This window comes from Insolitispirillum peregrinum (assembly GCF_900156605.1).
In the GTDB taxonomy this organism is placed as follows: domain Bacteria; phylum Pseudomonadota; class Alphaproteobacteria; order Rhodospirillales; family Rhodospirillaceae; genus Insolitispirillum; species Insolitispirillum peregrinum.
Genome location: NZ_FTOA01000006.1, coordinates 300,438 through 325,349 on the forward strand (window position 1 = coordinate 300,438; position 24,912 = coordinate 325,349).

25 protein-coding genes and 1 riboswitch are annotated in these 24,912 nt (G+C 60.8%); of the genes, 13 read left to right on the plus strand and 12 right to left on the minus strand.

All coding sequences use genetic code 11. The annotated features are described in order from the left end of the window. Positions 1 to 262: 262 nt before the first annotated feature. The 4 genes from BW995_RS16800 (at position 263) to BW995_RS16820 (ending at position 4,999) form a co-directional block, all read left to right on the plus strand. Positions 263 to 1,267, plus strand: coding sequence for a hypothetical protein (locus BW995_RS16800; RefSeq protein ID WP_076401552.1), 1,005 nt, complete (start codon positions 263 to 265; stop codon positions 1,265 to 1,267). A 162-nt stretch (positions 1,268 to 1,429) separates the two neighbouring features. Further along, positions 1,430 to 2,467: a hypothetical protein gene (locus BW995_RS20620; RefSeq protein WP_139332975.1), complete on the plus strand. Its 1,038-nt coding sequence runs from the start codon at positions 1,430 to 1,432 to the stop codon at positions 2,465 to 2,467. 184 nt (positions 2,468 to 2,651) lie between these two features. Further along, the gene (locus BW995_RS20625) at positions 2,652 to 3,752 is read left to right on the plus strand and encodes a hypothetical protein (RefSeq protein ID WP_139332976.1); all 1,101 of its coding nucleotides are present in this window, start codon (positions 2,652 to 2,654) and stop codon (positions 3,750 to 3,752) included. Positions 3,753 to 3,910: 158 nt separating this feature from the next. Then, on the plus strand, positions 3,911 to 4,999 hold the full coding sequence (locus BW995_RS16820) for a LysM peptidoglycan-binding domain-containing protein (RefSeq protein ID WP_076401556.1): 1,089 nt from the start codon (positions 3,911 to 3,913) through the stop codon (positions 4,997 to 4,999). Between the two features lie 94 nt (positions 5,000 to 5,093). On the opposite strand, the gene BW995_RS16825 is transcribed toward BW995_RS16820, so the two are convergent. From BW995_RS16825 to BW995_RS20330, 4 genes are all read right to left on the minus strand, one after another. Continuing rightward, positions 5,094 to 5,939, minus strand: coding sequence for a hypothetical protein (locus tag BW995_RS16825; RefSeq protein WP_076401557.1), 846 nt, complete (start codon positions 5,937 to 5,939; stop codon positions 5,094 to 5,096). 609 nt (positions 5,940 to 6,548) lie between these two features. Next, entirely contained in the window at positions 6,549 to 7,142 is a 594-nt protein-coding gene (locus BW995_RS16830; protein WP_084194940.1) for a phasin family protein, read from the minus strand. A gap of 329 nt (positions 7,143 to 7,471) precedes the next feature. Further along, a complete protein-coding gene (gene proC / locus BW995_RS16835) occupies positions 7,472 to 8,281 on the minus strand; it encodes a pyrroline-5-carboxylate reductase (protein ID WP_076401558.1) in 810 nt (269 codons plus the stop codon). Positions 8,282 to 8,373: 92 nt separating this feature from the next. Further along, entirely contained in the window at positions 8,374 to 8,790 is a 417-nt protein-coding gene (locus tag BW995_RS20330) for an accessory factor UbiK family protein (protein WP_084194941.1), read from the minus strand. A 326-nt stretch (positions 8,791 to 9,116) separates the two neighbouring features. Here BW995_RS20330 and rfaD point away from each other — a divergent pair, with 326 nt between their 5' ends. The 6 genes from rfaD (at position 9,117) to BW995_RS16870 (ending at position 14,832) form a co-directional block, all read left to right on the plus strand. Next, positions 9,117 to 10,103, plus strand: coding sequence for an ADP-glyceromanno-heptose 6-epimerase (rfaD, locus tag BW995_RS16845; protein WP_076401559.1), 987 nt, complete (start codon positions 9,117 to 9,119; stop codon positions 10,101 to 10,103). Positions 10,104 to 10,120: 17 nt separating this feature from the next. Beyond that, positions 10,121 to 10,930 (plus strand): prolipoprotein diacylglyceryl transferase, encoded by an 810-nt coding sequence (gene lgt / locus BW995_RS16850; protein WP_076401560.1) that lies wholly within the window; start codon positions 10,121 to 10,123, stop codon positions 10,928 to 10,930. A gap of 14 nt (positions 10,931 to 10,944) precedes the next feature. Further along, a complete protein-coding gene (locus tag BW995_RS16855; protein ID WP_245821513.1) occupies positions 10,945 to 12,063 on the plus strand; it encodes a class I SAM-dependent methyltransferase in 1,119 nt (372 codons plus the stop codon). After that, positions 12,060 to 12,830: a peptidoglycan editing factor PgeF gene (pgeF, locus tag BW995_RS16860; RefSeq protein WP_076401561.1), complete on the plus strand. Its 771-nt coding sequence runs from the start codon at positions 12,060 to 12,062 to the stop codon at positions 12,828 to 12,830. The genes BW995_RS16855 and pgeF overlap by 4 nt, the downstream gene beginning before the upstream one ends. Positions 12,831 to 12,842: 12 nt before the next feature. Beyond that, positions 12,843 to 13,736, plus strand: a complete 894-nt coding sequence (locus tag BW995_RS16865) for a hypothetical protein (RefSeq protein WP_076401562.1) — start codon at positions 12,843 to 12,845, stop codon at positions 13,734 to 13,736. Positions 13,737 to 13,899: 163 nt separating this feature from the next. Next, positions 13,900 to 14,832 carry a ribose-phosphate pyrophosphokinase gene (locus tag BW995_RS16870; RefSeq protein WP_076401563.1) on the plus strand — a complete coding sequence of 311 codons (933 nt, stop codon included), beginning with the start codon at positions 13,900 to 13,902 and terminating at the stop codon, positions 14,830 to 14,832. 250 nt (positions 14,833 to 15,082) lie between these two features. Here BW995_RS16870 and BW995_RS16875 read toward each other — a convergent pair whose 3' ends face one another. Next, the gene (locus BW995_RS16875; protein WP_076401564.1) at positions 15,083 to 16,135 is read right to left on the minus strand and encodes a zinc-binding alcohol dehydrogenase family protein; all 1,053 of its coding nucleotides are present in this window, start codon (positions 16,133 to 16,135) and stop codon (positions 15,083 to 15,085) included. A 108-nt stretch (positions 16,136 to 16,243) separates the two neighbouring features. On the opposite strand from BW995_RS16875, the gene BW995_RS16880 reads away from it, so the two are divergent. Further along, complete coding sequence (locus BW995_RS16880) at positions 16,244 to 16,624, plus strand: winged helix-turn-helix transcriptional regulator (RefSeq protein ID WP_076401565.1); 381 nt, start codon at positions 16,244 to 16,246, stop codon at positions 16,622 to 16,624. Positions 16,625 to 16,672: 48 nt separating this feature from the next. Further along, complete coding sequence (locus BW995_RS16885) at positions 16,673 to 17,485, plus strand: EcsC family protein (protein WP_076401566.1); 813 nt, start codon at positions 16,673 to 16,675, stop codon at positions 17,483 to 17,485. Positions 17,486 to 17,538: 53 nt separating this feature from the next. On the opposite strand, the gene BW995_RS16890 is transcribed toward BW995_RS16885, so the two are convergent. After that, positions 17,539 to 18,957 carry an FAD-binding oxidoreductase gene (locus tag BW995_RS16890; RefSeq protein WP_076401567.1) on the minus strand — a complete coding sequence of 473 codons (1,419 nt, stop codon included), beginning with the start codon at positions 18,955 to 18,957 and terminating at the stop codon, positions 17,539 to 17,541. Positions 18,958 to 19,159: 202 nt separating this feature from the next. Here BW995_RS16890 and BW995_RS16895 point away from each other — a divergent pair, with 202 nt between their 5' ends. Next, a complete protein-coding gene (locus BW995_RS16895; RefSeq protein ID WP_076401568.1) occupies positions 19,160 to 19,408 on the plus strand; it encodes a DUF2061 domain-containing protein in 249 nt (82 codons plus the stop codon). Between the two features lie 12 nt (positions 19,409 to 19,420). Here the strand turns inward: BW995_RS16895 and BW995_RS16900 are convergent, their stop codons facing one another. The 6 genes from BW995_RS16900 to BW995_RS16925 are packed head-to-tail and all read right to left on the minus strand — an operon-like array spanning position 19,421 to position 24,278. Beyond that, positions 19,421 to 20,800 (minus strand): MFS transporter, encoded by a 1,380-nt coding sequence (locus BW995_RS16900; RefSeq protein WP_456152104.1) that lies wholly within the window; start codon positions 20,798 to 20,800, stop codon positions 19,421 to 19,423. Next, a complete protein-coding gene (locus BW995_RS16905) occupies positions 20,778 to 21,467 on the minus strand; it encodes an energy-coupling factor ABC transporter ATP-binding protein (protein WP_076401569.1) in 690 nt (229 codons plus the stop codon). Before BW995_RS16905 ends, BW995_RS16900 begins: the two co-directional genes overlap by 23 nt. Then, a complete protein-coding gene (gene cbiQ, locus BW995_RS16910; RefSeq protein ID WP_076401570.1) occupies positions 21,467 to 22,237 on the minus strand; it encodes a cobalt ECF transporter T component CbiQ in 771 nt (256 codons plus the stop codon). The genes BW995_RS16905 and cbiQ overlap by 1 nt, the downstream gene beginning before the upstream one ends. Beyond that, positions 22,234 to 22,839, minus strand: coding sequence for a carboxypeptidase-like regulatory domain-containing protein (locus BW995_RS16915; protein WP_076401571.1), 606 nt, complete (start codon positions 22,837 to 22,839; stop codon positions 22,234 to 22,236). Before BW995_RS16915 ends, cbiQ begins: the two co-directional genes overlap by 4 nt. Beyond that, positions 22,836 to 23,453: a cobalt transporter CbiM gene (gene cbiM, locus BW995_RS16920; RefSeq protein ID WP_076401572.1), complete on the minus strand. Its 618-nt coding sequence runs from the start codon at positions 23,451 to 23,453 to the stop codon at positions 22,836 to 22,838. The genes BW995_RS16915 and cbiM overlap by 4 nt, the downstream gene beginning before the upstream one ends. A gap of 21 nt (positions 23,454 to 23,474) precedes the next feature. Beyond that, on the minus strand, positions 23,475 to 24,278 hold the full coding sequence (locus tag BW995_RS16925) for a DUF4198 domain-containing protein (RefSeq protein WP_076401573.1): 804 nt from the start codon (positions 24,276 to 24,278) through the stop codon (positions 23,475 to 23,477). A 189-nt stretch (positions 24,279 to 24,467) separates the two neighbouring features. Continuing rightward, positions 24,468 to 24,686: riboswitch (cobalamin riboswitch) on the minus strand. Positions 24,687 to 24,912: the final 226 nt, after the last annotated feature.

Below are 24,912 nucleotides of genomic sequence, written 5' to 3' on the forward strand. Positions count from 1 at the left end.
CATGAGCACTCTGTCACAAAGATCAACCTTAAGGGATGGGGTGGTGCGATGTAAACAATCAGGGGTGATATGTCGCGGGGTAGAAATAATATCACAATGCAATGAAGACGATTTTATCATCAGGCGCAGCGTGCGTTAACCCTGTCAAGGCTCGCGGCTCTATAAAAACGGGTATCTACTTTTTTAGGCAACCCTTTGATATTCTGTGACTCTGTTGCTCGTGGGGCGTGTTCCCGCGCGAGCACTCTTTCGGGGAAATTCCATGCGTGTCCTTTTGCTGTTTGCGATATTTCTGTCGTCTTTGGCGGTGCCTGCCTGGGCGGACAAAAAGCCGGCAGGCCCTCTCTATCCTCCCTATCCCGAGGTCTGGGGGCAAGAGCTTTCGCCGGGGGTGGGGCGGCCCTGGCTGTTGGGGATTCCGCAGGATAATGGTGATATCGGCCTGCTGTATGGTACGAAGGTCAAAGTACCCGCGGATCGGCTGCGCGGTTTCTTTTCCGGCCATGACACCGAACTGACGTCTGCGACCTTCGAGATGCAGGAAAGACAGGCGTGGGACAAAAAATACACCCAGAGCCACAATGAACCGTTCGAGGATTTTTCCTCACGGCAGGACTTGCTGCTTTTTGAAGACAAGGCCAGCAAAGCCTCCATCTGGAGGACGGGCTTTGACTATCATCTGGCAAAGACCGAGGACATTTTTGTTCAGGCCCACATGATTGCCAATACACGGTGGAGCTGTCTTCTCGGTAGCTCCTTTTATGCCCTGTATAAAGACAATCGCGTCGTCGGCTACAAGGTCATCGTCCGGCGCCGCCCGGAAACAGTGACTGTTCCGGTGGGCAAAGGGGTGGTGTGGGTGACCGACAAGGCCCGGCTTTATTATGATGAATGCCATAAAAACCTGCCCTATAGCGACTATCGCACCCGTGTTGCCATCTGGCGGCTGACATCCCATCCGCGTCTGGTGTTGAAGGATGGCACCTTTTTGGCCGTCGTACATTCTACCTTGCGCGCCGATGGCGGTGCCGATGAATGGAACGAGCGGGTGGTGGTGCGGATGCGGCCCGACTTCAGCTCGCCCTATCTGGATCAGCGCGGCGATGTCCATGTGTTGGACTTTGCCCAAATCGAACCGATCCTGAAGGAATCCGAGCAGCGGGCAACGGCTGATCCGTCGTTTAACGATGCCGAGTTCATCTTTGGTCGGATTGGCGATTTGATCGACAGCCTGCCGCCCAAAGCTGCGCCTGCCGGAAAACAGTAACAGGGGCGCGGAGCGCTGCTCCGCACCTCGCTGGGGCCTTGAGGCCCCAGACCCCATTTATTTGATATTCAAAGAGAAAACTCTGATTCGGGATACGTTTTTTCCCGAACAGGTGCGGATGGCAGTCTGTACGGTTTCGCAATTGTCGTGTGGGGAAATATCATGCGCATGTTCTGGGTGTTGGTGGTGATGCTGTCAGCCTTGTCTTCCCCTGCGGTGGCGGAGAAAAAGCCGGTGCCCTTGTATCCACCCTATCCCGATGTATGGGGGCAGGAAAGGCCATTGATGGAGGGAGGGGCGTGGGTTCTCGGAATTCCGCAGGCGGACGGGGATGTGGGTTTGCTTGCCCGTACCATGCCTCATGAGTACGCCGATCAATTCCGCGGATTTTTTTCGGGGCGTGATGAAGAGATTTTGTGGGATGGGTTTGAAAGTCAGGAAGAAAAAAAATGGGACGATAAAGATGTAGAAAAATATGATCAGCCATTTAATGCAGCATCTTTGCGTCATAACAAATTTTTATTCTATGATGGAAGGAATGATTTTTATATAGGAAGAGATGGATTTCAAGGGAGAGAGATATTAGTGGGGGGTGATGGATTATATTATAATATGGGAAAATTTTCATATTTATCTAGTAAGAAAGGCTTGGTCATCTATAATCGATGGGCTTGTATTCTTGGTGATTTCATTCATGTTTTGAAACAAAATCAGCAGGCTGTCGCATACAAAGTTATTATTCGCCGTCGCCCGAGACTGGAGACGGAAGATATCGGCGGTACAGTGGCTTGGCTGGGCATCCCTGTTGGACTATCTGATGACGATTGCCATAAAAAACTCCCTTATGACCGCTATCAGAGTCGGGTTGCCATCTGGCGTCTGGCATCGCATCCCCGTCTAGTGCTGAAAGATGGCACGTTCCTGGCGGTGATTCACTCCGCTCTGCGCGCCGATTGGGCTGGGGAAGATGAATGGAACAAGCGGGTGGTGGTGCGGATGCGGCCCGATTTTACCTCGCCCTATCTCGATCAACGTGATGATGTTTACATCGTTGATTTTGCGCGAGTCCTGCCGATCCTGAAGGAATCGGAACTGCGGGCAGCGGCTGACCCGTCATTTAATGATGCCGAGTTTATCTTTGCGCAGATCGACGCCCTGATCGATACCCTGCCGCCGAAGCCTGCCTCGGCCAAACACTGAGAACAATGTTCCAGAGCGCTGTGATGCTGCTGGCCGGATTTTCATGATCCACTCATGGGGTCCGGGGCCTTACGGCCCCGGCGAGGTGTGGAGCAGCGCTCCACAATCTTGTTTCCTGTCTGTGATGTGCCAGTACAGGCGGCCAGAAAACGGGGATCATGATTTTTCTGACAGATCACATCTTATGGGTGTTGTCCTTGTGGCTGTAACGTTCTATAAATGTTCTTTATATGAACTGATTTGTGGGCCGCGAGGTGATCAAATGTTCCCGTGGGGAAATATCATGCGCATGTTCTGGGTGTTGGTGGTAATGCTGTCAGCCTTGTCTTCCCCTGCGGTGGCGGAGAAAAAGCCGATGCCCTTGTATCCACCCTATCCCGATGTGTGGGGGCAGGAAGTGCCGCCAGAGGCGGAGAGGCCGTGGATTATCGGAAACCCGCAGGCAGATGGGGATGTGGGTTTACTTTATGGCAGCAAGCGGAGGGTTCCGGGCGATCGATTGCGCGGGTTCTTTTCGGGGCGAGAGGAAGAAGTCTTGTGGGATGGCTTTGAAAATCAGGAGAAAATTAAGTGGAATAAAAGTGACGTAATGAATGAGGGATATCCATTCAGTGTATTGAGTATTGGTGAGAATCAAACGATATTTCGTGATGGTAAACGTAATTTTTACATAAAGAGACCGCGGTTTAATTATTCCATGAATGACTTCAAAGAGGGAGTTTATGGAAGGACTGCCGCCAAATATGGCAACTGGACCTGTATCCTTGGTGATTTTGTTCATATTATGTATGAAAATCAACAGCCTGTCGGAGCGAAGGTGATTGTTCGCCGTCGTCCTCAAGTGGTGGATACATGGATTGGTGGCCCGGTGTACTGGGAATGGGTTGGCAAGCAGCTAGACTACGACAATTGCGGAGGGGAGCTGCCTTATGATGGTTACAGCACGCGAATTGCGATGTGGCGGCTGTCATCGCATCCTCGTCTGGTGCTGAAAGACGGCACTTTTCTGGCGGTTGTGCATTCTTCCCTGCGGGGTGATGACGGAGGGGCTGATGGATGGGATGAGCGGGTGGTGGTGCGGATGCGGCCCGATTTTACCTCGCCCTATCTGGATCAACGCGATGATGTTTACATCGTTGATTTTGCGCGAATCCTGCCGATTCTGAAGGAATCGGAACTGCGGGCCATGGCTGACCCGTCATTTAATGATGGCGAGTTCATTTTTGCGCAGATCGACGCCCTGATCGATACCCTGCCGCCGAAGCCTGCCTCTGCCAAACACTGAGATTGGTGTTTCGCGTCATCGCGGAGCGCTTTGGCTGCCCCCTGTGTGGGTGGCTTTTCTGTGCCATAACGAAAGTATCAAATGATGGTCGAGAAAAAGACGACCCAAGACTTTGTGATGATGGATACTCGCTGACAGTCCCCGGCCGGATTCCGGATTTGGCGAGTCTGATTGGATTTGAGCGGAATACTCCGTATCTGACTACGGAGGCTGTTCCCGGTCAAATCAACAAAAAGCTGGAAGCTCAGCATACGCGCTGGCAATCTGGGGTCAATGTTGCGGAGGGGCTGGGTCTTTACACGCCCGAGGAGGCGAAGGCTGCACGAGAGTTGGTCAAGAATGGTTATGCTACAGAGGAACAAAAGAAGAGCAGAGCTGATCCGAATAAATGCGAAGTTGAAAGCGGGGATACGTTTGAAAGCCTGTCTACAAAATGTGAAGTTCCTCTGCCTGTTCTCAAAGAGAAAAATCCGGGCGTAGATCCAAAGAAGTTAAAAATTGGAACCTTTCTGAATAAGGCGACCAAAGAAGAAATTGCAAAATGGCAAGCAGAACAGGACGCTGCAAAGAAAGCCAAGGAGGATGCCCAAAAGGCCAACGGCGGCACACCCGCAAAACCTCAGAAAGGCGGACAAAAGCGCACTGATCTCGATCCAGAACTGGGTGGAGGAGAAATCACGCTGGTATCGGGGACCATGACCGCTGATCCGGGGCAGGTGCGCAAGACCCTGTTGGGTGGCTCGGAACGGGATGAAGGGCTGATCAGGCGATTACCGTACATCATGAACGGTGATGCGGGGCAAGCGGACAAGACCCTGTTGGGCGGCTCAGGGCGGGATGAAGGGCTGATCACGCGATTACCGTACATTATGAACGCTGATTCAGGGCAAGCGCACAAGACCCTGTTGGATGAGCTGCTGAATCGCCCGACGGCTGAGCTGGTGCAAAAACGGGATCAGATGTTGCGGGCCCTCTATCCGACCATGTACCCCGAAGGATCATCGGCGCAGCAGCAACCGGCGGCCCCCACTGATCAGGGTGCCGAGCAGGACACGACGGAGGAAGAACGCCGGGAACGGCGCTTGCGGGCCCTCTATCCGACCATGTATCCCGAAGGATCATCGGCACAGCAGAAACCGCTGGCCTCGACTGATCAGGGTGCCGAGCAGGACTTGACCGAGGAAGAACGCCGGGAGCGGCGCTTGCGGATGTTGTACCCCACCATGTACCCGCCTACTGTGGCGTGATGCTGTTGCCGCCACCCACAAACGGGGTCCGGGGCCTCAAGGCCCCGGCGAGGTATGGAGCAGCGCTCCATGATCGTCTGTCCTGCCTTGTCCCTCAGGCAGCCGATCGGACACAGCCAGCATTCTGGCGGACGAACAGGTCGCGGAAGGCACCCTTGCCACCGTCCCATAACGGCAGCTCGGTCAGGGCGAGATGCAGCGGCTTCATCGGCTGGGTGGACAGCGGCGAGATGGAGCGGCTGGCGAGGGACTTGCTCATATAGGGGGCCAGCATCGACAGCAGGGTGCTGCATCCGGCCATGAACGGCGACAGCGGCAGGCCGCTTTCGGCGATATGGGCGACCTCCAGCGAGATGTCGTGCTCGGTAAGCGGTGAGTTCACCCCGTAGGAATGTTGATCCATGGTGGTGATATGCTTGACCACCAGCTCGAAAAAGCGGTTCAGTGCCGCGCGCAGGTGCAGCGCCGATGCTGTGCCGGTCTTGAACGGCGTCAGGACGTTGACGTTCCACCAACGGGTAATCTGCACATGGGCAGCGGCGTGGGCTGACGCATCCGCATGGGCGGTGACGTTGCGGCTGAACTGCAGGGCCATCCCTTCTTCTTCCATCAGGCTGTGGATCAGCCAATAGATGGTGATGGTGTCGATGAAATGTTCGCTGAGCGACTGTTTCTGATTGATCAGGGCGTCTTCGGCGCGTGACAGCAGGATCAGGAACATCGAATGGTGCAGGTCGCAGTACCAGTGATTGGTTCGCAGCCCTGCTGGCAGAACCCGGACGATTTTGGATTTGCCAAGGGTTTCTTCGCTGATGTCGAACTGTTCGGCCAATGAATCGACCATCGCGTTGGCGGCGTCAGTCGCAGAAGAAAACGGACCGGGAGGCGTTGCTGACGTGGGACCGTTGTGCAGGTCTTTTGGTGAGCGAAGCAAATTCATTCCGGTTTCTCCTGGCTCAGACCCGTCTGTGACGATCTTGCCGCCTGTTACGTGGGCGTTTCCCTGCGGTGTTTTTTGAGGGAGCCTGTGGTCCCTGGAAAAAGGATACGGTGCACAGCAATAGTGTTAAACGATGATTAAGGATTTTTCCAGCCTGTGTCTCGTTATACACAAGTATTTTTTATTGTTTATCAGGTGGTTGCGAGGGGTCTTTTCTGTGTAGACATGCTTTTTGGCTGCATCGGAAAAAGATTTCAGGTGATCTTCCCGGATCGCCGCACTGCAAAAGAAGGCTCCCCGGGGGACCGGGAACGCGCCGAATCCGCAGGCAGGGTGGTTTTGGCGAGGTTTTGGATGTGTGCGCAAAACCGGTTTTCGCAACGACACTGCGACAGAACAAAATGTTGGACCAGCGTGCCCGCGTCAGATTTAACGCACGCCGGTTCGGGCAGGCGGCTGTATTGAGCCACAGTTCAGGGGCAGGGTCTATCCCCTGAAACGTTTATAAAAAAGGTCATAAGCATAACGGCCACCTGCATAAAGACAGGTGGCCGTCAGTCTACCCGCTGCCCCCAAAAGGAGCGGGCAACGTTGCAGCTTTACGGGGTCTTATTCAGACGCAGCCGGAGCCTTCGGCGCAGCGGCCTTCGGCGCAGCAGCCTTGGCGGCCGGCTTGGCTTCCGGAGCAGCGGCCGGAGCCGTAAAGGCAGACGGAGCCTTTTCAATGGCCTGCTTCACTTCTTCCATCGACTGGGTCAGACGGGTGTTCAGCAGGTCGATCACTTCGGTGTTGGACTTGCCGATCATGTCGGCCAGTTCCTTCATGTTCGACAGGGCGCGTTCAAAGGCGTCCTTGGCGGCGGCGGCCTGCTTGGCCATCGCTTCGGTCGGGTTGGCCTTCAGATCCGGGAAATGGGTGGCGGCAGCCGAGATTTCTTCGAGGGTCTGGCGGGCGATTTCCGTCTGGCGCTTCATGATCGCCTGAATGCCTTCAAAGGCAAGACGGTTGGCCTGGGTCAAGGCCTCGAGGTTTTTCTTCTGGGCGGCAACGACCGCATCGACGTCAACGCCGGGAACCTTCAGGTCGCCGGTGTATTTGGTCAGATCGAACTTGCTCAGATCGAATTTGGTCATATCAAACTTGGTCGGATCGAACTTGGAAAAGTCGAGATCCAGGAAAGACGAAAACGGCGACTTGCTCATTGGTCAGCTCCTCTCATGGGGGTGCGAAGCATGGTTCGGGTAGGATGGCTTCGCCTTTTAGGGGCGCGCTTAAGATACGGGTGGGGGCTGTATGAGTCAAAGACTATTTTGCACTGCACAAGATGACCTATGGTGTCATCAACTCAAGATGACAGGCGGTTAACAGAAACTTATCCACAGGCGGTCAGTCGGATGTCATGTGTCTGTAACGGGGCGCTGCGACGGCAGGAATACTGCGGTGCACACATGAAATATGCCGTAAAAAAGGGTAGGTTTCCGTTACGGAATCCTACCCTTTTCAGGCACTTGATGTGTCTGGTTGGACCAAATCAGCCCGCCAGTTCCTTTCCTCGCCGTGTTGCCGCGGCGATGGCTTTGCCCATCACGTCGGGCAGGCCGCCATCGGCAGACATCAGGATATCCAGCGCGGCTGCGGTGGTGCCGCCCGGACTGGTGACATTCTGGCGCAACTGCCCGGCAGGCAAATCCGACTGGTGCAACAGCTCGCCCGCCCCGGCGACGGTCTGGCGGGCCAACAGCATCGACAGGTCGGCGGGTAGCCCCATGGCAATCCCCGCCTGCGCCATTGCTTCGACCATATGGAACACATAGGCCGGACCCGAGCCGGACACGGCGGTGACGGCATCCATCAGGGATTCGTCGTCCAGCCAGGCAACAGTGCCGGTGGCTTTCAGCAGGGTGGCGCAATGGTCCTTTTGGGACTCGCTGATACCGGGACCGGCACACAGGACGGTCATGCCCCGGCCAATGGCGGCGGGGGTGTTGGGCATGGCGCGGACGATGATCGCCTGTTCCCCCAGTCCCTGACGGAAAAAGGCGATGGTTTTGCCAGCGGCAATTGACAGGAACACCGTGTCGGGGCTGACCAGCGGGCGATAGAGCGGCAGTACGTCGGCCATCATCTGCGGCTTGACGGCCAGCACCACCACCTGCGCCGAAGCCCCGGCAGGCATCTGGTCAGCCGAAGGAATGACGGTCACGCCAGCGGGCAGGTCTTTGGCGAACGGGTCGATGACCAGCACCGATTGCGGCGACACACCTTCGGCCAACCAGCCGTCGAGCATGGCTCCGCCCATCTTGCCACAGCCAACCAGCACCAGAGCATAGGAAGAAGTCATCGGAGGACGTCCATTTCAGGTCAGGAAAAAGGCGGGAAAAACAGAACGGGCGGCGACCCGGGACAGGTCGCCGCCCGTCACAGGCAGGCAAATCAGGCTTTGCTGTCCTCAGCACCGGCCTCAGCACCGGTGTCACCATCCTCGGCGGCGTACAGGCTTTCCTGGTCATCGTCCGGCGGGATGCTGCTGTCGGCACCAAGGGCGGTCGGCGGAACCGAGCGACGACCCTGCGGGCGACGGGCCGGGGTTCCGGCGGCGGACTTGGCTTTCAGGCGTTCTTCCAGCGCATCCAGACGGGCCAGCAGGGCCTCGTTTTCGCTGCGCGCCTGGGCGGCCATCGCCTTGACCACATCGAATTCTTCGCGCGGAACCAGTTCCATATCCGCCAGAACGCGCTCGACGCGGCCACGGATCAACAGTTCAATTTCTTCCCGCACCCCGGACAGGGCACCCAGGGCGCCACCGGCCACGCGGGCCAGGTCGTCAAACAGGCGGTTCTGGTTCGGCATGATTGCATTCCTCAAGCGTGTCTGGCCCAAAACGTGCCACACCCGGCGCATCGTGATGATCGCGTCCTGCGGGACCGGCATATCAGGCTGGAAACCGGTCAGGCAACCGCCCGACCTGTGATCGGCGCATTATGAAGAGGCTCGTGATGCAAAGCAAGGCCCGGGCAGTGGTCCGGCGGGCAAGACAGGATCGAGATAGCATATTGTCGCTGTTGCATTCCGGTCCTATAAACAGTCGTGCCCGAGACCGGGTCGGCTGCTGAGCCTGGCCGTCTGCGGGCTGACGATCAACGCGACGCAAACGGCGTGACGGAAGGGGTGCAGGCATGTATGTGGTCACAGGCGGGGCCGGCTTTATCGGCTCGAACATCCTGGCGGCTTTGGAAGAGCGCGGCCTGCGGGATCTGGTGGTGGTTGACCGGCTGCGCGACGGCGTCAAGTGGCGCAACATCTCGAAACGCGAGCTGAGCGACATCGTTGCCCCCGAGCACATCTTTGATTTCCTCGAGCTGCACAAGAAAAAGCTGAAGGCGATCATCCACATGGGGGCCATTTCCGCCACCACCGAGCGCGACGCCGACAAGATCGTCACCAACAATTTCAACCTGACGGTGGCGCTGTACCGCTGGTGCGCGATCAACGAGGTGCGCTTTATCTATGCCTCGTCGGCGGCGACCTATGGCGACGGCACCGCAGGCTTTGATGACAGTCCGACCTGCGAAGCCCTGTCGCTGTTGCGCCCGCTGAATGCTTATGGCTGGTCCAAGCACCTGTTCGACCGCCGCCTGCTGCGCCAGATTGCCGATGGCCGCAAGACGCCGCCGCAATGGGTCGGCCTGAAGTTCTTCAACGTTTATGGCCCGAACGAATATCACAAGGGCGCCCAGTCCAGCGTGGTCAGTCAGGTTTACCCGCGGGCGGCGCAAAACGCCCACTTCGACCTGTTCCGCTCGCATCATCCGGACTATGCCGATGGTGGCCAGTTGCGCGATTTCATCTGGGTCGGCGATGTGGTCAACGTGATCATGTGGATGCTCGACACCCCATCGGTGTCCGGGCTGTTCAATCTGGGCACCGGCAAGGCGCGCACCTTCCTTGATCTGGCCTCGGCGGTCTATCACTCGCTGGGCAAAACGCCGAACATCCGCTTTGTCGATACCCCGGTCAGCATCCGCGATAAATACCAATATTTCACGGAAGCCCGGATGGACCGCTTGCGGCAGGCAGGCTATACCGGAGCCTTCACCAGTCTGGAAGACGGCGTACAGCAGTACGTACAGGGCTTTCTCGCCCAGCCGGACCCCTACAAGTAAGATCACAGGAGGCTCCCCTGCAGTATCCAGCCCTTGATCCCGTCGCCTTCAGCATCGGTCCGCTGGCAATCCGCTGGTACGCTTTGGCCTATATCGCCGGGTTGTTGTCCGGCTGGGGCCTGATGCGGCGGTTTGCCGATGCATCGCTGACCCTGACCCGCGAGGCGGTGGACGATTTTCTGACCTGGGCCACCTTTGGGGTGATTCTGGGCGGGCGTCTGGGTTACGTGCTGTTTTACAAGCCGGGGTTCTACCTGCTGCACCCGCTGGAAATCGTCAAGGTGTGGGAAGGCGGCATGTCGTTCCACGGCGGCTGTCTGGGGGTGATCGTGGCGGTGATCCTGTTCGCCCGTCGCCGTCAGGTGCCGGTGTTCCATCTGGGCGATCTGGTCTGTACAGTGGTGCCGCTGGGGCTGTTCTTCGGGCGGCTGGCCAACTTCATCAACGGTGAACTGTTTGGCCGTCCGGCGGACCCGACCGAAGTACCATGGGCGATGGTCTTTCCCCGTGGTGGCGCTCTGCCCCGCCACCCCAGCCAGTTGTACGAGGCGGCGCTGGAAGGGGCTGCGCTGTTCCTGCTGCTGATGCTGGCCCGCTCGCTGCCGGTGTTCCGCCGCCATCCCGGCTCGATGGCCGGGTTGTTCCTGACCGGCTATGGTCTGGCCCGCTTCACCGCCGAGTTCTTCCGCGAGCCGGATGATTTCCTCGGCCTGCTGTGGGCCGGGGCCTCGATGGGGCAATTGCTGAGCCTGCCGATGATCGTGGCAGGGCTGGCGCTGACCGGCTGGGTGCTGCGTCAACCGCCCTCGCTGCCGTACAAAGCCTGAGGCGCCGGGCGGTGGTGTCTGTTTCTCCCTTGACTGAACAGGTGCGGGCCCGCTGTCGTGACAGCGGGCCGTTGCCGTTGTCGCAGGTGATGGCCGAGGCGGTGCAGGCCTATTATGCCGGTGGTCGTGCCTTTGGGGCCGACGGTGATTTCACCACCGCACCGGAAATCAGCCAGACCTATGGCGAGCTGCTGGGGCTGTGGTCGGTGGTGGTGTGGCAGATGATGGGCTGCCCGTCGCCGGTGCGCTGGGTCGAAGTCGGGCCGGGGCGGGGAACGCTGATCCGTGACGCCCTGCGGGCGGCGGCGGCGGTTCCGGCCTTTCTGGCCGCTGTTGATCTGCATCTGGTGGAAACCAGTCCGGCCCTGCGGGATCAGCAACGGCAGGCGGTGGGCGAGCGGCCTTGCCAGTGGCATGACACGCTGGCGACGGTTCCTGCCGGGCCGATGATCCTGCTGGCCAATGAATTCCTTGACGCCCTGCCGATTGAACAATGGGTGCGCTCGCCGTTGGGCTGGCACCAGCGCTGTGTGGAGTGGGTCGAGTCCCGGCAGGAGCTGGCCTTTACGCTGGCTCCGGCGCTGTCGGCGGCGGATGAGGCTGCCTTGTGTGACCGTTGGGGCGAGCCGTTCCTGTCGGCCCCGGACGGGGCGATTGTCGAGCTGTGCCCGTTTGGGGTGGAGATCGCCGCCGCCCTTGGTCAGCGACTGGCGGAGCAGGGCGGGGCGGCGTTGCTGGTCGATTACGGCTATGCGGTCAGCCAGAGCGGCGACAGCCTGCAAGCCTTGCGGCACCACCGCTTTCACCCGGTCCTGGCCGATCTGGGGCTGGTCGATCTGACCGCCCATGTCGATTTTGCCCGGCTGGCCTCTGCGGCGGTGGCGCAAGGGGCGCAGGCTCTGGGGCCGGTGACGCAGGGGCGCTTTCTTGCCGGTCTGGGCATCGAAGCCCGCGCCAAAGCCTTGATGAAGCGCGCCACGCCACAACAGGCCGCTGACATTGCGTCCGGTGTTCACCGCTTGATCAACCCGGCAGAAATGGGCACTCTTTTTAAGGTTATCACCCTTTGCCATCCGGCACTTCCTTCCCCACCCGGCTTTGAGGCTCTTTTGCAGGGGCGTTCCGCACCATGATCACCGTTTCAGCCTTGAACGCACTGGCGAATGTCCGCCATGGATTTTTCACCCGTAATGGCGGCGTTTCCGAGGGGATTTATGCCTCGCGGAATTGCGGCTTTGGCTCGAATGACAACCCCGAGCATGTGCGCACCAACCGTGCCCGCTGCATGCTGGAAGTCGAGCTGCCGCCGGAGTCTCTGGTAACGGTCTATCAGGAACACACCTCAAAGGTGCTGATCGTTGACCGACCGTTTCCCGAAGGGGAAATTCCGGTGGCCGATGCGATGGTGACCACCGTCCCCCGTCTGGGGTTGGGGGTGCTGACCGCCGACTGTGCGCCGGTTCTGCTGGCCGACAGCGTGGCGGGCGTGGTCGGGGCGGCGCATGCGGGCTGGAAAGGCGCGCTGGGCGGGGTGCTGGACAACACCATCGCCGCGATGGTCAGTCTGGGCGCCAGGCCCGAGCGGATCGTGGCCGGGGTCGGGCCGTGCATTGCCCAGCGGTCGTATCAGGTCGGCCCGGAATTCCCGGCGGCCTTCCTCGCCGAATTGCCGGACAACGAGCGGTTCTTTGCGCCGTCGGCCCGTCAGGAGGGGTCTTTCATGTTTGACCTGCCCGGCTATGTTGCCCGCCGTCTGGCACGGGCCGGGGTGGGGGAGGTGATGCCGACCCCCTGCGATACCTGCCGCGAGGAAAACCGCTTTTTCAGCTATCGCCGCAACACCCTGCGCGGGGAACGCGACTATGGCCGGATGCTGTCGATCATCGCGCTGGAGCGGTAAGGGATACGGGGCGTGCTGAACACGGTGGGTGTGCGTAAATCGGTCAGCGGACTGGCGGCGGTGGCGCTGGCCGGACTGCTGTTGGCGGCCTGTGGCGACTTGCCCAAGCCATTCCAGCATGCGCAAAGCGGCCAGCCGCTGACCCGGCTGGAAACGGCGGAACTGGTGACGGTGATGGCTGATCCGGCCACACCTGATGCCGCGCCCGCGCTGGTGCAAAGCCTGTTGGCGGCGGGAGTTCCGGCCCGGCTGGCAACCTCTGCCGATGTCGGTGGCTATCAGGTCGGGCCTGACCCTCAGCGGGGGCAATGGGTGCTGCGCAACCCCGAAGGCGTCGGGCTGATCCATGCCAACAGTGCAGACGGTGTTGCCGCCCTGAGCAGTGCCATCAAGGCGGCGGTGGAAAAGGACATGGAGTCTCCGCTGGTCCTGCGCATGGCTGCCCCGGCCCCGGAGCCGATTCCCGGCCTGCGACCAGCACCCGACCCGCATCTGAAGCCTCCCGGCAGCAAGGATAATGGCCCGCCGGGGCTGGACACCATTCCCGCCCTGTCGCTGGGGACCATCGGCGGATTTGGACACAAAAAGGACGACATTCTGCGCGGGGCGCTGGAAACCTCGTTGCTGCGTGCCGGGCTGAAGGTCAGCGAGACGGCCAAATTCGTCATTGATGGCGACATCTCGCAAGAGGTGATCGGGGGGATCACCCGCCTGCGGGTGGTGTGGACCGTGCGCGATACGCAAGGGCAAGAGGTCGGCACCGTCAGTCAGGAAAACCCGGTCGAAGCCGAATTCCTCGAAGGGCAATTCCCGGCGCTGGCGGTGGCGATTGCCGACGGCGGCACCGAAGGCGTCTATGCCATGCTCAGCCGGGTACGCCTTGACCCGGCCAGCAATGGCCAGTAAGCGTCCGCCCGGAAAAGTGCCGATCAGGGGGCAGTTGCCTGTTTACAGGCGGAAACGGCGCTGATATTTTCCGCCCGCCTGCATCAGGGACCGCTACGGAGGTCCAACCAAGCGGGCTTTTTCCATTTCCCCCCATCTAACCGCATTGCGGGAGTCTGGTCGCATGAAAGTTCTCGGCTGCAACGCCAACCGTCCGCTGGCTGAGGCAATCGCCGCCTACCTCCACCTCGATCTCACCAGCGCGAGCATCCGTCGTTTCTCTGACATGGAAGTGTTCGTCGAGATCCACGAGAACGTGCGTGGCGAAGACGTGTTTGTGGTTCAGCCGACCTCGTACCCGGCGAACGACAACCTGATGGAACTGCTGGTGACCCTCGACGCCCTGCGTCGTGGCTCGGCCCGCCGCATCACGGCGGTTATTCCCTACTTCGGCTACGCCCGTCAGGACCGCAAGACCGGCCCGCGTACCCCGATCACCTCCAAGCTGGTGGCCAACCTGATCACTCAGGCCGGTGCCAACCGCGTGGTGACCATGGACCTGCACTCGGGGCAGATTCAGGGCTTCTTCGACATTCCGGTCGATAACCTGTATGCCGCCCCGCTGTTCACCAACGACATCCGCGACCGCAACGGCGACGAACGCCTGATGATCGTGTCGCCGGACGTCGGCGGTGTGGTGCGTGCCCGCATCATCGCCAAGCGTCTGGATGCCGATCTGGCAATCATCGACAAGCGCCGCGAACGCGCCGGTGTGTCGGAAGTGATGAACATCATCGGTGACGTCAAGGGCCGGACCTGCATTCTGGTTGATGACATGGCCGACTCCGCTGGCACCCTGTGCAATGCTGCCGGTGCGTTGATGAACGCCGGTGCGACCTCGGTCAGCGCCTATGTCACCCACGGCGTGCTGTCCGGTGGTGCGGTGGCCCGCGTCAGTTCCAGCCCGCTGAAGGAACTGGTGATCACCGACTCCATTCAGGCGACCGAAGCGGTGCGGATGGCTCCGAACATTCGCCAGATCTCGATTGCCTCGCTGCTGGCCGAAGCCATGGCCCGTATCAGCGACGAGCGTTCGGTGTCGTCGCTGTTCGACTAAAGCCGTGAGCGTTACCAGAGGACACGACAGTGGGAAAGCAAGGACGTGGAGCGCTGCTCCACACCTCGCCGGGGCCTCAAGGCCCCCGAGCAGTTCAGGCGGCAGCCTGCGCTGATTCTACCAATTGTCGTGTATTGTGGTGTCAGATTGAACGCACAATGCTCTAAGCCTGTTTGCACGCTTGATCCGATGAAAAAGGCCCCTGTCTGATGACGGGGGCCTTTTTGCTTTGACTTGCCGGGGAGAGATGTCAGGCCCCGAAACCTTCAAGAACGATCTTGCCCCGGGCACGCCCGCTTTCGATCAGCGCATGCGCCCGCGTGAGGTTGGCGGCGTTGATGGTCCCGAAGGTTTCGGTCCGTGTGGTGCGGATCGCCCCCGCATCGACCAGCCGCGCGACGTCGGCGAGAAGCTGTCCCTGCGCGGCGATGTCGGCGGTTCCGAACATCGAGCGTGTGAACATGAATTCCCAATGGGTGGAGACGCTCTTGCGCTTGAACGGATTGATATCGAGGACGGCAGGATCGTCGATCAGTGCAAAGCGTCCCTGCGGCGCGATCAGCTCGGCGATTGCCGCCACATGCATGTCGGTGTTGGTCGTTGAAAACACAAACGCTGGCGGGGACTCGAGGGCCAATGTCGCAATTTCCTGCGCCAGTGGCCTGGAATGATCGACGACATGATGCGCGCCGAGCGAGCGGCACCAGTCGCTGGTTTCTGGCCGTGATGCGGTGGCGATGATGGTGAGATCGGTCATGGCCCGCGCAATCTGGATTGCAATCGACCCGACACCACCGGCACCGCCGATCACGAGGAGGGCAGGTGCCACACCCGGCACCGGCGCGGTCACCCGCAGGCGGTCGAACAGGGTTTCCCAGGCGGTGATGGCGGTCAGCGGGAGGGCGGCGGCATCCGCAAAATCGAGCGAGCGGGGCTTTTTGGCGACGATCCGTTCATCGACGAGGTGAAATTCGGCATTCGTACCCGGTCGCCCCAGGGCTCCCGCGTAATAGACTTCATCCCCGACCGCGAAACCGTCTACCGCCTCACCGACCGCAACGACGACACCGGCAGCATCCCAGCCGAGCACCTTCCAGTCGCTTCCCTCAGGTGCCATCCCTTGGCGAACCTTGGTATCGACGGGATTGACCGAAACAGCCTTGACCGCAACCAGCAGGTCGCGCCCGCTGGCAACCGGTGTTGCCAGTTCGATATCGACGAGGGCATCGTCGCGCCTGCTGGCAACACCGGTTGCCAGTTCGATATTGAGTGCCCCCGGTGTGTGGTATCCGACAGCGCGCATGATCCATCTCCTGTTTTGTGGCTTGCTTGTCGGAAACAAAGGTATGTGTTGTGATGAAACACGCAAGAACGCACATAAAAAGCACATAGTGTCAAAAAGGATACCGTTATGGCCCGTACCCGTCATGCCCGTCTGGACTGTGCTCCGGGCTGTCCCGTCGAGGGAACGCTTCAGATGATTGATGGCAAGTGGAAGGGCGTCGTCCTGTTCCACCTGTTGAGCGGGACGATGCGCTTTAATGAGTTGCGGCGGCAGTTGACGAACTGCACACAGCGGATGCTGACCCGACAATTGCGTGAACTGGAAGCCGACGGGCTGGTGCACCGGGAAGTCTATCCCGAAGTTCCCCCGAGGGTCGAATACAGCCTGACCGCCCGAGGCCGGACGCTCGAACCCGTTCTTCTGGCCCTGAAGGCGTGGGGGGAGGACCATGTCATCGCCCCTGAAATTCCGGCGGGAGAGGTCGAACTGACCTTGGTGCCGGGGTGAGGAGACAGTAGACCCGTGCGCCCGATGGACTTGAACAGGGATGTTCCGATGTGGACGGACAAAGACCATGCCGATCTTGAAAATGCCGTGCTGTTGCTGGAAAAGCCGGGATTTCTGATGCGCCTGTCCAACGCTTTGGGCGAGCGTTTGGAGATCCCCCTGAAAGCCTTGCCGGAGAGCGGTCAAAAGGGCATCGCCAAGGTCTCGCGCGTTGCCATCCGCAAGGCACTGGATGCGGCGCTGTATACGGTGCGGGATGCGCAACCTCGGCCCGCGTCGAACCGGTTGCATACCGGCATGACCATCATGTCCGGGGCGGTCGGAGGCGTGATGGGGCTGTCCGGGCTGGCGGTGGAGCTGCCGTTGACCACCGTGCTGATGATGCGCTCGATCATCGACATTGCCCGTTCGGAAGGCGAAGACATCCGGGCGGCTGAAACGTCGCTGGCCTGTTTGCAGGTGTTCGCCATGGGGTCGGGCAAGCGGTCTGCCGACAGTGAGTTCGGCTATTACGCCATCCGCGCCGGTCTGGCGCAAAGTCTGGCCGAGGCAACGCAAACCCTGACCCAGCAGGCGGCGAACAGCACCTCGTCGGCGGTGACCCGTCTGATCGGGATGATCGCGGCGCATTTTCACATCGGGGTCAGCGAAAAGGCCATTGCGCAGGCGCTGCCGCTGGTCGGGGCGGTCAGCGGGGCGACCATCAACGCCATTTTCACCCGCCACTATCAGGACATGGCACGCGGCCATTTCATCGTCCGCCGGCTGGAACGCGCCCATGGTCCGGCGCTGGTACAGGACCGTTACCGGGAATTGGCTCTGGTGCATGTACCGGAAGACAAGCGGCTTCCGGCTGACTGACCATAAAAAAAACGGGGCGCCGTTTCCGCACCCCGTTGCTGCGAGCAGACAGGCTACTGCGGGTTGACCACCTTGCCGGGGTTCATGATCCCCTTGGGGTCCATCGCTACTTTCAGCGTGCGCATCAGGTCGATTTCCACCGCATCCTTGTAGTGGATGATCTCTTCGACCTTCAACTGGCCGACGCCGTGCTCGGCAGAGATCGAGCCTTTCATTTCGACCACGATGTCGTGGACGATGCGGTTCATGTCTTCCCACAGGGCGAGGTATTCATCCTTGTCCATGCCCACCGGCTGGGTCAGGTTGAAATGGATGTTGCCATCGCCGACGTGGCCGAACGGGCAGGGGCGCAGGCCGGGCAGGCGCTCGCAGACGGCGGCGAGGGCGCGGGTGAGGAATTCCGGCACGCTGGACACCGGCACGGCCACGTCGTGCTTGATCGATGCGCCTTCGTGCTTCTGCGCCTCTGGGATGCCTTCGCGCATGTGCCACAGTTGCCTGGTCTGCTCCAGGCTTTCGGCAACGATGCCGTCAACGATGATGCCGTCTTCAAAGGCCGCTTCGAGGAAGCTCTCGAACAGGCCGCGCAGGTCGGCATTCGGGCGCGAGGTCGAGAACTCGACCAGCACGTACCACGGATGTGCCTCTTCAAACGGATCGTTGACGCCAGACAGGTGGCGGCAGGCCAGTTCAAAGGCAAAGCGCGACACCAGTTCAAAGGCGGTGACCGCATCGCCCGACCACGAGCGGGCCTTGGCCAGCAGGGCGGTCACGGCGTTGATGTCGTCAACGGCCAGCAGGGCGGTCTGACGTTCGGCCAGACCGGGGTAGACCTTCAGCACCGCGCCAGTGATGATCCCCAACGTGCCTTCGCCACCGATGAACAGGTGCTTGAGGGCATAGCCGGTATTGTCCTTGCCCAGAGCGCGCAGGCCATCCCACACGCGGCCATCGGGCAGCACCACTTCCAGCCCCAGACACAGGTCACGGGTGTTGCCATAGCGCAGCACGTTGATGCCCCCGGCATTGGTCGACAGGTTGCCACCGATCTGGCAGGTACCCTGCGCCCCGAGGGCCAGCGGGAAATAGCAGCCCATCTTGTCGGCTTCGGCTTGCAGGTCTTGCAGGATGCAGCCCGCGTCTACGGTCATGGTGAAGTTGATCGGATCGACGCCGCGAACCTTGTTCATCCGGCCCAATGACAGGATCACCTGCGTCTCTGCCGACACCGCACCACCACACAGACCGGTGTTGCCACCCTGCGGGACGATGCTGATACCGGCGTCGGCGCAGGCCTTGACCACGGCGGCGACTTCGGCGGTGTTGGCCGGACGGACCACCACCGGGGCCTGACCCCGGTACAGGCCACGCTCTTCGGTCAGGTAAGGCTCGCGGTCGCTGGCGTCGGTCAGGACGGCCTTGTCGCCAACCAGAGAGCGGAGAGTGGAGAGAAACGCGTCGGTAACAGCCACGGCGGGGCACTCCAGAGCCGGAAAAGATCAGGTATGGCTGGCTTATCCTGTTCCGCCGTGCAGGGCAAGAGCGGGATCACTTTGGCGAACTTTTGATCGAGAAGGGCGATTATAACGACTGTGATAATCCGGTTTTCTTTGTCGCTGTTTTGAGATATTAATAATCAATCGCAATAAAGCAACCGCAGCCGGAGATGCCGCCATGCGTGACCTGATCAAAACCCTGACCTTCGCATCCCTGCACTTCATGGTTGGCTTTGGCGTCACCTATGCCCTGACCGGCTCGCTGAGCATTGCCACCGGCGTTGCCCTGATTGAACCGGCGGTCAACACCGTGGTGTTCTACCTGCACGAAAAGGTGTGGGGGGCGGTGAAAACGACCTCCAGCGACGGCAACGGCCATGGGCACGGGTCGTTGCTGGAGATGGTCCGCGGGGAGGCCAAAAGCTGAGACGTTCCCGATTCAGCCCGGCCAGTCCTGATGATGGCGGTCGATGACATAGGGGTGCCGGTGCTGATGGGCGGCGTGGCTGTGGGGATGGCTGTGCATTCCCGCCACATCGGGCTGATGCTGGTGGCTGTGGTGATCATCGCCATGGCTGTGCAGGTGATCATGGTCTTCGGCGGCGTGATGGTGCGGCAGATCGGCATGATCGGGTGACGGCCACACCAACCCGGCGACCACCATTCCGACCACGGCAATGCCAGCCATCACCGGCAAGGTCAAGGCCAGCCCGCCATAGGCGGCCAGCGTTCCGGCCAGCGGGTAACAGACCAGCCAGCAGCCATGCGACAGGGCGAACTGGGCCGAAAACAGCGCCGGGCGGTCTCCGGCATGGCAGGATCGACGCAGGAGGCGTCCGATCGGAGTCTGGGCCATCGACAGACCCACCCCGATCACCGCCCAGCCCAGCAAGGCCAGCGGCAACCAGTGCAGGCCGCCCCATGACAGCAGCAGGCCGGTTGCCAGCAGGGCACAGCCGAGACTCATCACGCTGCGATCGCGGCTGTCATCCGGCAACAGGCGGGGCAGCAGCAGGGCGGCGGCCATCGAGCCTCCTCCGGCCATGGCATAGAACAGGGCGACACCGCTGTCGCCCAGCCCGAACTGCTGGCGGGCGATCAGCACCGTATTGACGATCACGGTTGAACTGGCAGCGGCAATGCTCCAGCTAAGGGCGAAGACGGCCCGCAGGCGCGGGGTGTGCCAGTAAACATGCAGGCCGAACAGGATGCTGCCAAAAATCCCGCGCGGACGATCAACCGGGGCGGCGGCGGGCAGGCGGACACTGACCACCAGCAGGGCCGAAGCGACAAAGGCCACCGCATTGACGGTAAACAGGCCGTGATAGCTCATCACCGCCAGTGCTCCGGCGGCCAGCAGGGGGCTGAGCAGGCTTTCCAGATCATAGGCCAGCCGCGACAGTGACAGGGCCTGGGTATAGTCGTCTTCGTCCGGCAGCACGTCGGGGATGGTGGCTTGAAACACCGGGGTAAATCCGGCCGAGCAGGCATTGAGCAGGAAAATCAGCAGGTAGACTTGCCACAGGGCATCGACCAGCGGCAGGCACAGCACACAGCCCGCCCGCAGCAGGTCAAGACAGACCAGCAACCCCCGCCGTGGCAGGCGGTGGGCCAGCCCGCCGACCACCGGCGCAATGCCGACGTAGGCGACCATTTTCAGGGCCAGCGCAATCCCCAGCGCCATCCCGGCCTTGTCTCCGGCCAGTTGATAGGCCAGCAGGGACAGGGCGACGGTGGTCAGTCCGGTGCCGATCAGGGCGACAACCTGCGCGGTGAACAGGTGGCGATAGGCGCGGTTAGACAGCGGGGACAGCAGCATTGCGACAGGCCGGAGCTGGAGTGATCAGGCACCCGTCTTCCAGACGCAGGGTGCGGGTGGCAATCTTGCGGCGGAAATGCGGATCGTGCGAAATGACGATCATCGCTTGCGGCAGGCCGAGCAGGATATCGACCAGCCGTTCGGTGGTCGGCTCATCCAGTGCGTTGGTCGGCTCGTCCAGCAGCAGCACGTCCGGGTCCATCGCCAGCACGGTCGCCAGCGACACCAGCCGCTTTTCTCCCCCCGACAGCTTATAGGTGATGCGATCGCGAAAGGCCGACAGCCTCAGATCGGCCAGCACCCGCTCGACGATGATCATCGACTCGGCAGGGGATTTGCCGAGGTTCAGCGGCCCAAAGGCGACGTCTTCGGCGACAGTCGGGCAGAACAACTGGTCGTCGGGGTCCTGAAAGACATAGCCAGCCCGGCGGCGGACCTCGTGGAAGTCTTTTTCCTGCTGTCGCACCTGCCCAAAGGCGATGATCTGCCCCGACGAGGGCCGATTCAGCCCGACCAAAGCCTGAAGCAAGGTGCTTTTCCCGGCGCCATTAGGACCGGTGATCGCCAGCCGCTCGCCGGGGTGCAAGGTAAACGATGCCCCTTTCAGCACCGGTGGGCGATGGGGATAGCCAAAATGCAGATCGGTAACAGCGATCAGGGCGCTCATCAGGGACTCCAGTTCAGGGCCAGCACCAGCAGCAACAGGCCGAGCCACAGGGCGGCAAACCAGCCATCACGGGGGCGATAGCGCAAATCATCCAGCAACGGCAGTTGCCCGGTAAAGCCCCGGCACTTCATCGCTTTCAGGATGCGCTCGGACCGCTCCAGCGCGCGCACCAGCAGCATGCCGATCAGGTAACCCATACTGCGATAGGTATGCAGGGTGTTGCGGGGTCGAAAGCCGCGCATTTTCATCGCAACCCGCAGCCGACCGTATTCCTGATGGATGACATCCAGATAGCGCACGGTGAACAACAGCAAATGCACCAGCCGAACCGGCACCTTCAGCCGGGCCAGCGCATGGCCAAGGGTGGACGGTTCCTGCGAGCCGACCAGCGCCATCAGGGCCAGCACCACTGCGTTGGCTTTCAGGGCAATCACCGCCGCCTGTTGCAAACCGGCCCAACTGGCGGGCCAGCCCCACAGGGTAAAGGCGACCGGGCCGGGGACGGTAAACGGCAGCATCAGCAGCATGAAGATGATGAAGCCATCCATCATCACCATCCGTTTCAGGGTGGCCATCACCGGCAGGCGGGCGGCGGCCATGGTCAGCAGCGCGGCCACCATCCCCAGCCCGAGGGCACGGAAGTCGTGTACCGCCACCATCGCCACCGCAAAGGCGCAGGCGGCGATGATGCGGGTGCGTGGATCAAGGCGGCACAGCACAGGGAGAGGCTCGGCCTCTCCCCGCTGGGCCAGTCCCAGCAAAGAGCTCATTGTGGTGGCTGCTTCTTCAGGCGTTGATGGGCAAGCCAGTAAAAGCTAATCCCGACCAGCCCGAGAATATAGCCGATTCCACCAAGAATCGTTTGCAGGGAGTTGTGTTCCTTGTAGGCGGCGATTTCGTGTTTCAGCGGGCGCATTTCATCGCGCACCGCCTGGGCGATCATCGCTTGCAGAGCGGCAGCATCCGGGGAAGCGGTGACTGCCGGACCGCTGGCGGTCGAGGCTGTCGGAGTCGGTGCGGCCCCTGCTGTTCCACCTTGCAGGGCGCGCGGCAACTCCGAGACCTCCATGCGGAACTCGGCCACATGCCCCGCCCCCAGATCGCCACGGAAGATGTGCGGGACGGCTTCGGTGGGGGTGAAGGTGAACAGGCCCTCGGCGTTGGTCTGCACCTCGCCCAGTGTGCGGCCATCGGGGGCGGTGATGCTGATGGTGGTGTTGATCGCCGGGTCGCCGTTGGAAAAGCCCACTTCGCCTTCGATCTTGTCGCCAGCGGCATAGCCGGAAGCGATCACCTTGTGGGCCCAGGCAGACGACGCGCTGCCAGCCAGAACCAGCAAGGCGACGATGGATGTTGAAAACAACCGTTTCATGCCGGGTGTCCTTCCAGCGAGGCAAACACCGTCGGATTCACCCGGCGGATCAGATAGACGGCGGCGGCACAGACCAGACCTTCGATGACCATGATCGGAATGTGCGACAGGAACACCAGCTTGGCGGCGGGGATGAACTCCTGCCCGCTCAGCAGCAGGGCGACGGCAACGCACAGGGTGGTCAGGGCAATCGCGCCGCTTCCGGCCAACGCTCCCCACAGGGCGGCGATGCGCGGGTTGGCATGGCGGATACCCTGTTGGCAAACCAATCCGATCAGCACCGCAGGCAGGGCAATATTGAGGGTGTTGACCCCCAGCACAGTCAGACCACCAAAGCCGAAAAACACCGCTTGCAACAGCAAGCCGACAAACAGCGCCGGAAAGGCGCTCCAGCCTAGCACCAGCCCGGCAAGGCCGTTCATGATCAGATGAACGCTTGATGGCCCGATCGGGACGTGAATCAGCGAGGCGACGAAAAAGGTTGCGCTCAGGATACCGGCGGCGGGCAGCTTCTCCAGCGTCAGCGAGCGAACCCCCAGGGCCAGCCCGCCGACAGTCAGGACCGCACCGCCAATCACCACCGCCGAAGAAAGAGCCCCATCAACAATATGCATGGCTTGTTCCCCTCTGGGTGGTTATGGCGCGCCGGGCAGGTCATAGGCACGAACCCAGATCACCGCGTCCTGCGACAGTTTCTTGTTCTGATACGAGGTGGCCGGGCCGACACCAAGGGCGGCAAAGCCCCAGAATCCGGCCTTGGGGACGCCAAAGGTAAAGACACCGTTGGCATCAGTGACGGCAACCAGCGCGCCACCGGGCAGCGGGCCGGTGGTTGGCTTGGCCGTTCCGTCACCCTGCATGTCGGGCAGGGCGGCCATGTATTCGACTTCGATCTCGGCCCCGGCAACCGGCTTGCCGTCGGACAGGACTTGCCCGCTAAAGGTGGACCCGGCGATGACATTTGTCGGCTTGTTCAGCGGCACGATTTCGGCAGGCAGGCCGACGGCGGTATTCCAGTCGGTCGGCAGGCCGCTGCGATTGACAAAGCTTTTGGTGATTTGCTGGATAAAGACGTCTTCGCTCTTTTCCAGATAGGGCGCGGGGACGGCCACCATGATGTAATCCCCCGACCGTTTCAGGGTCAGGGCCCCGGCAAAGGCCTTGGCGCTGCCTTCGGTGCCTTTAAAGGTGATCGGCTTCAGCGTGGGTTTCAGATCGGTCTTTTCGCCACGGTGGACGACAAAGAACTGCTCCGGCTGGCCCATGTCCATCGCCGGGCCGTTTTCCATCGGATGCCAGAAGATCAGCTTGACCGGCAGGGTGCCTGCGGCCTCGACATTGACCTCGGGGGTATAGATCAGTTGAAAATGCGCTGCTGCGGGCTGGGACATGAGCAGGCCCGAAATCAGGGCGGCAGCAGACAAAAACAGGGAACGCATCAGGGAAATCTCCTTACGCACCTCTCCCTCCCGGAAAGATGCCGTGCGACGAGCAAGAAGATGCCTGGGGATCAAACGGGTCTGCGATCCGGGGGAATTATAGACGTGCGTGGACCATGAAGGCTTAAGCGCAATGCCCCTGTCTCGCCTTGACGCACACCCCGGCATCCGGTCGAAGCAAAGCCCGGTATGGGCCATGCGCCAGCGGCAGGTCTCCTGGCTCGCGGATATCGGCTTTGTGACACGGCCTTCCCGAACAGGGTGTTCAGTGGCATCGCGATGGTGTCAGCCATCCGCTTACAGTTGCGGGGGCAGCCACGGTTTTGGTCCCTGATGGGTACACCGCACCGTGTTCCCTTTTCATCTCATATGCTTTGCATACAGAGAACCGTTGGTGCCCTCAAGCAAGCCATACCCTCTGCCTTCTGTCAAGGAATGGCCCGGCGGCAGGGGCAGGAGTGAAGGAAAATGAACTTTTTTGAAAAAAGGTATTGACGGTGTTGGTCTGCGGCAGTACAAAGCGCCTCCCGACGATGAGGGCGACGGCAACGACGCTGAAAACGCCGGGAAGTTCAACGGGTTAGCCGATTGTGACAATGGTCTGGCGGACACGGTGAGCGGTTTCGGAACGATG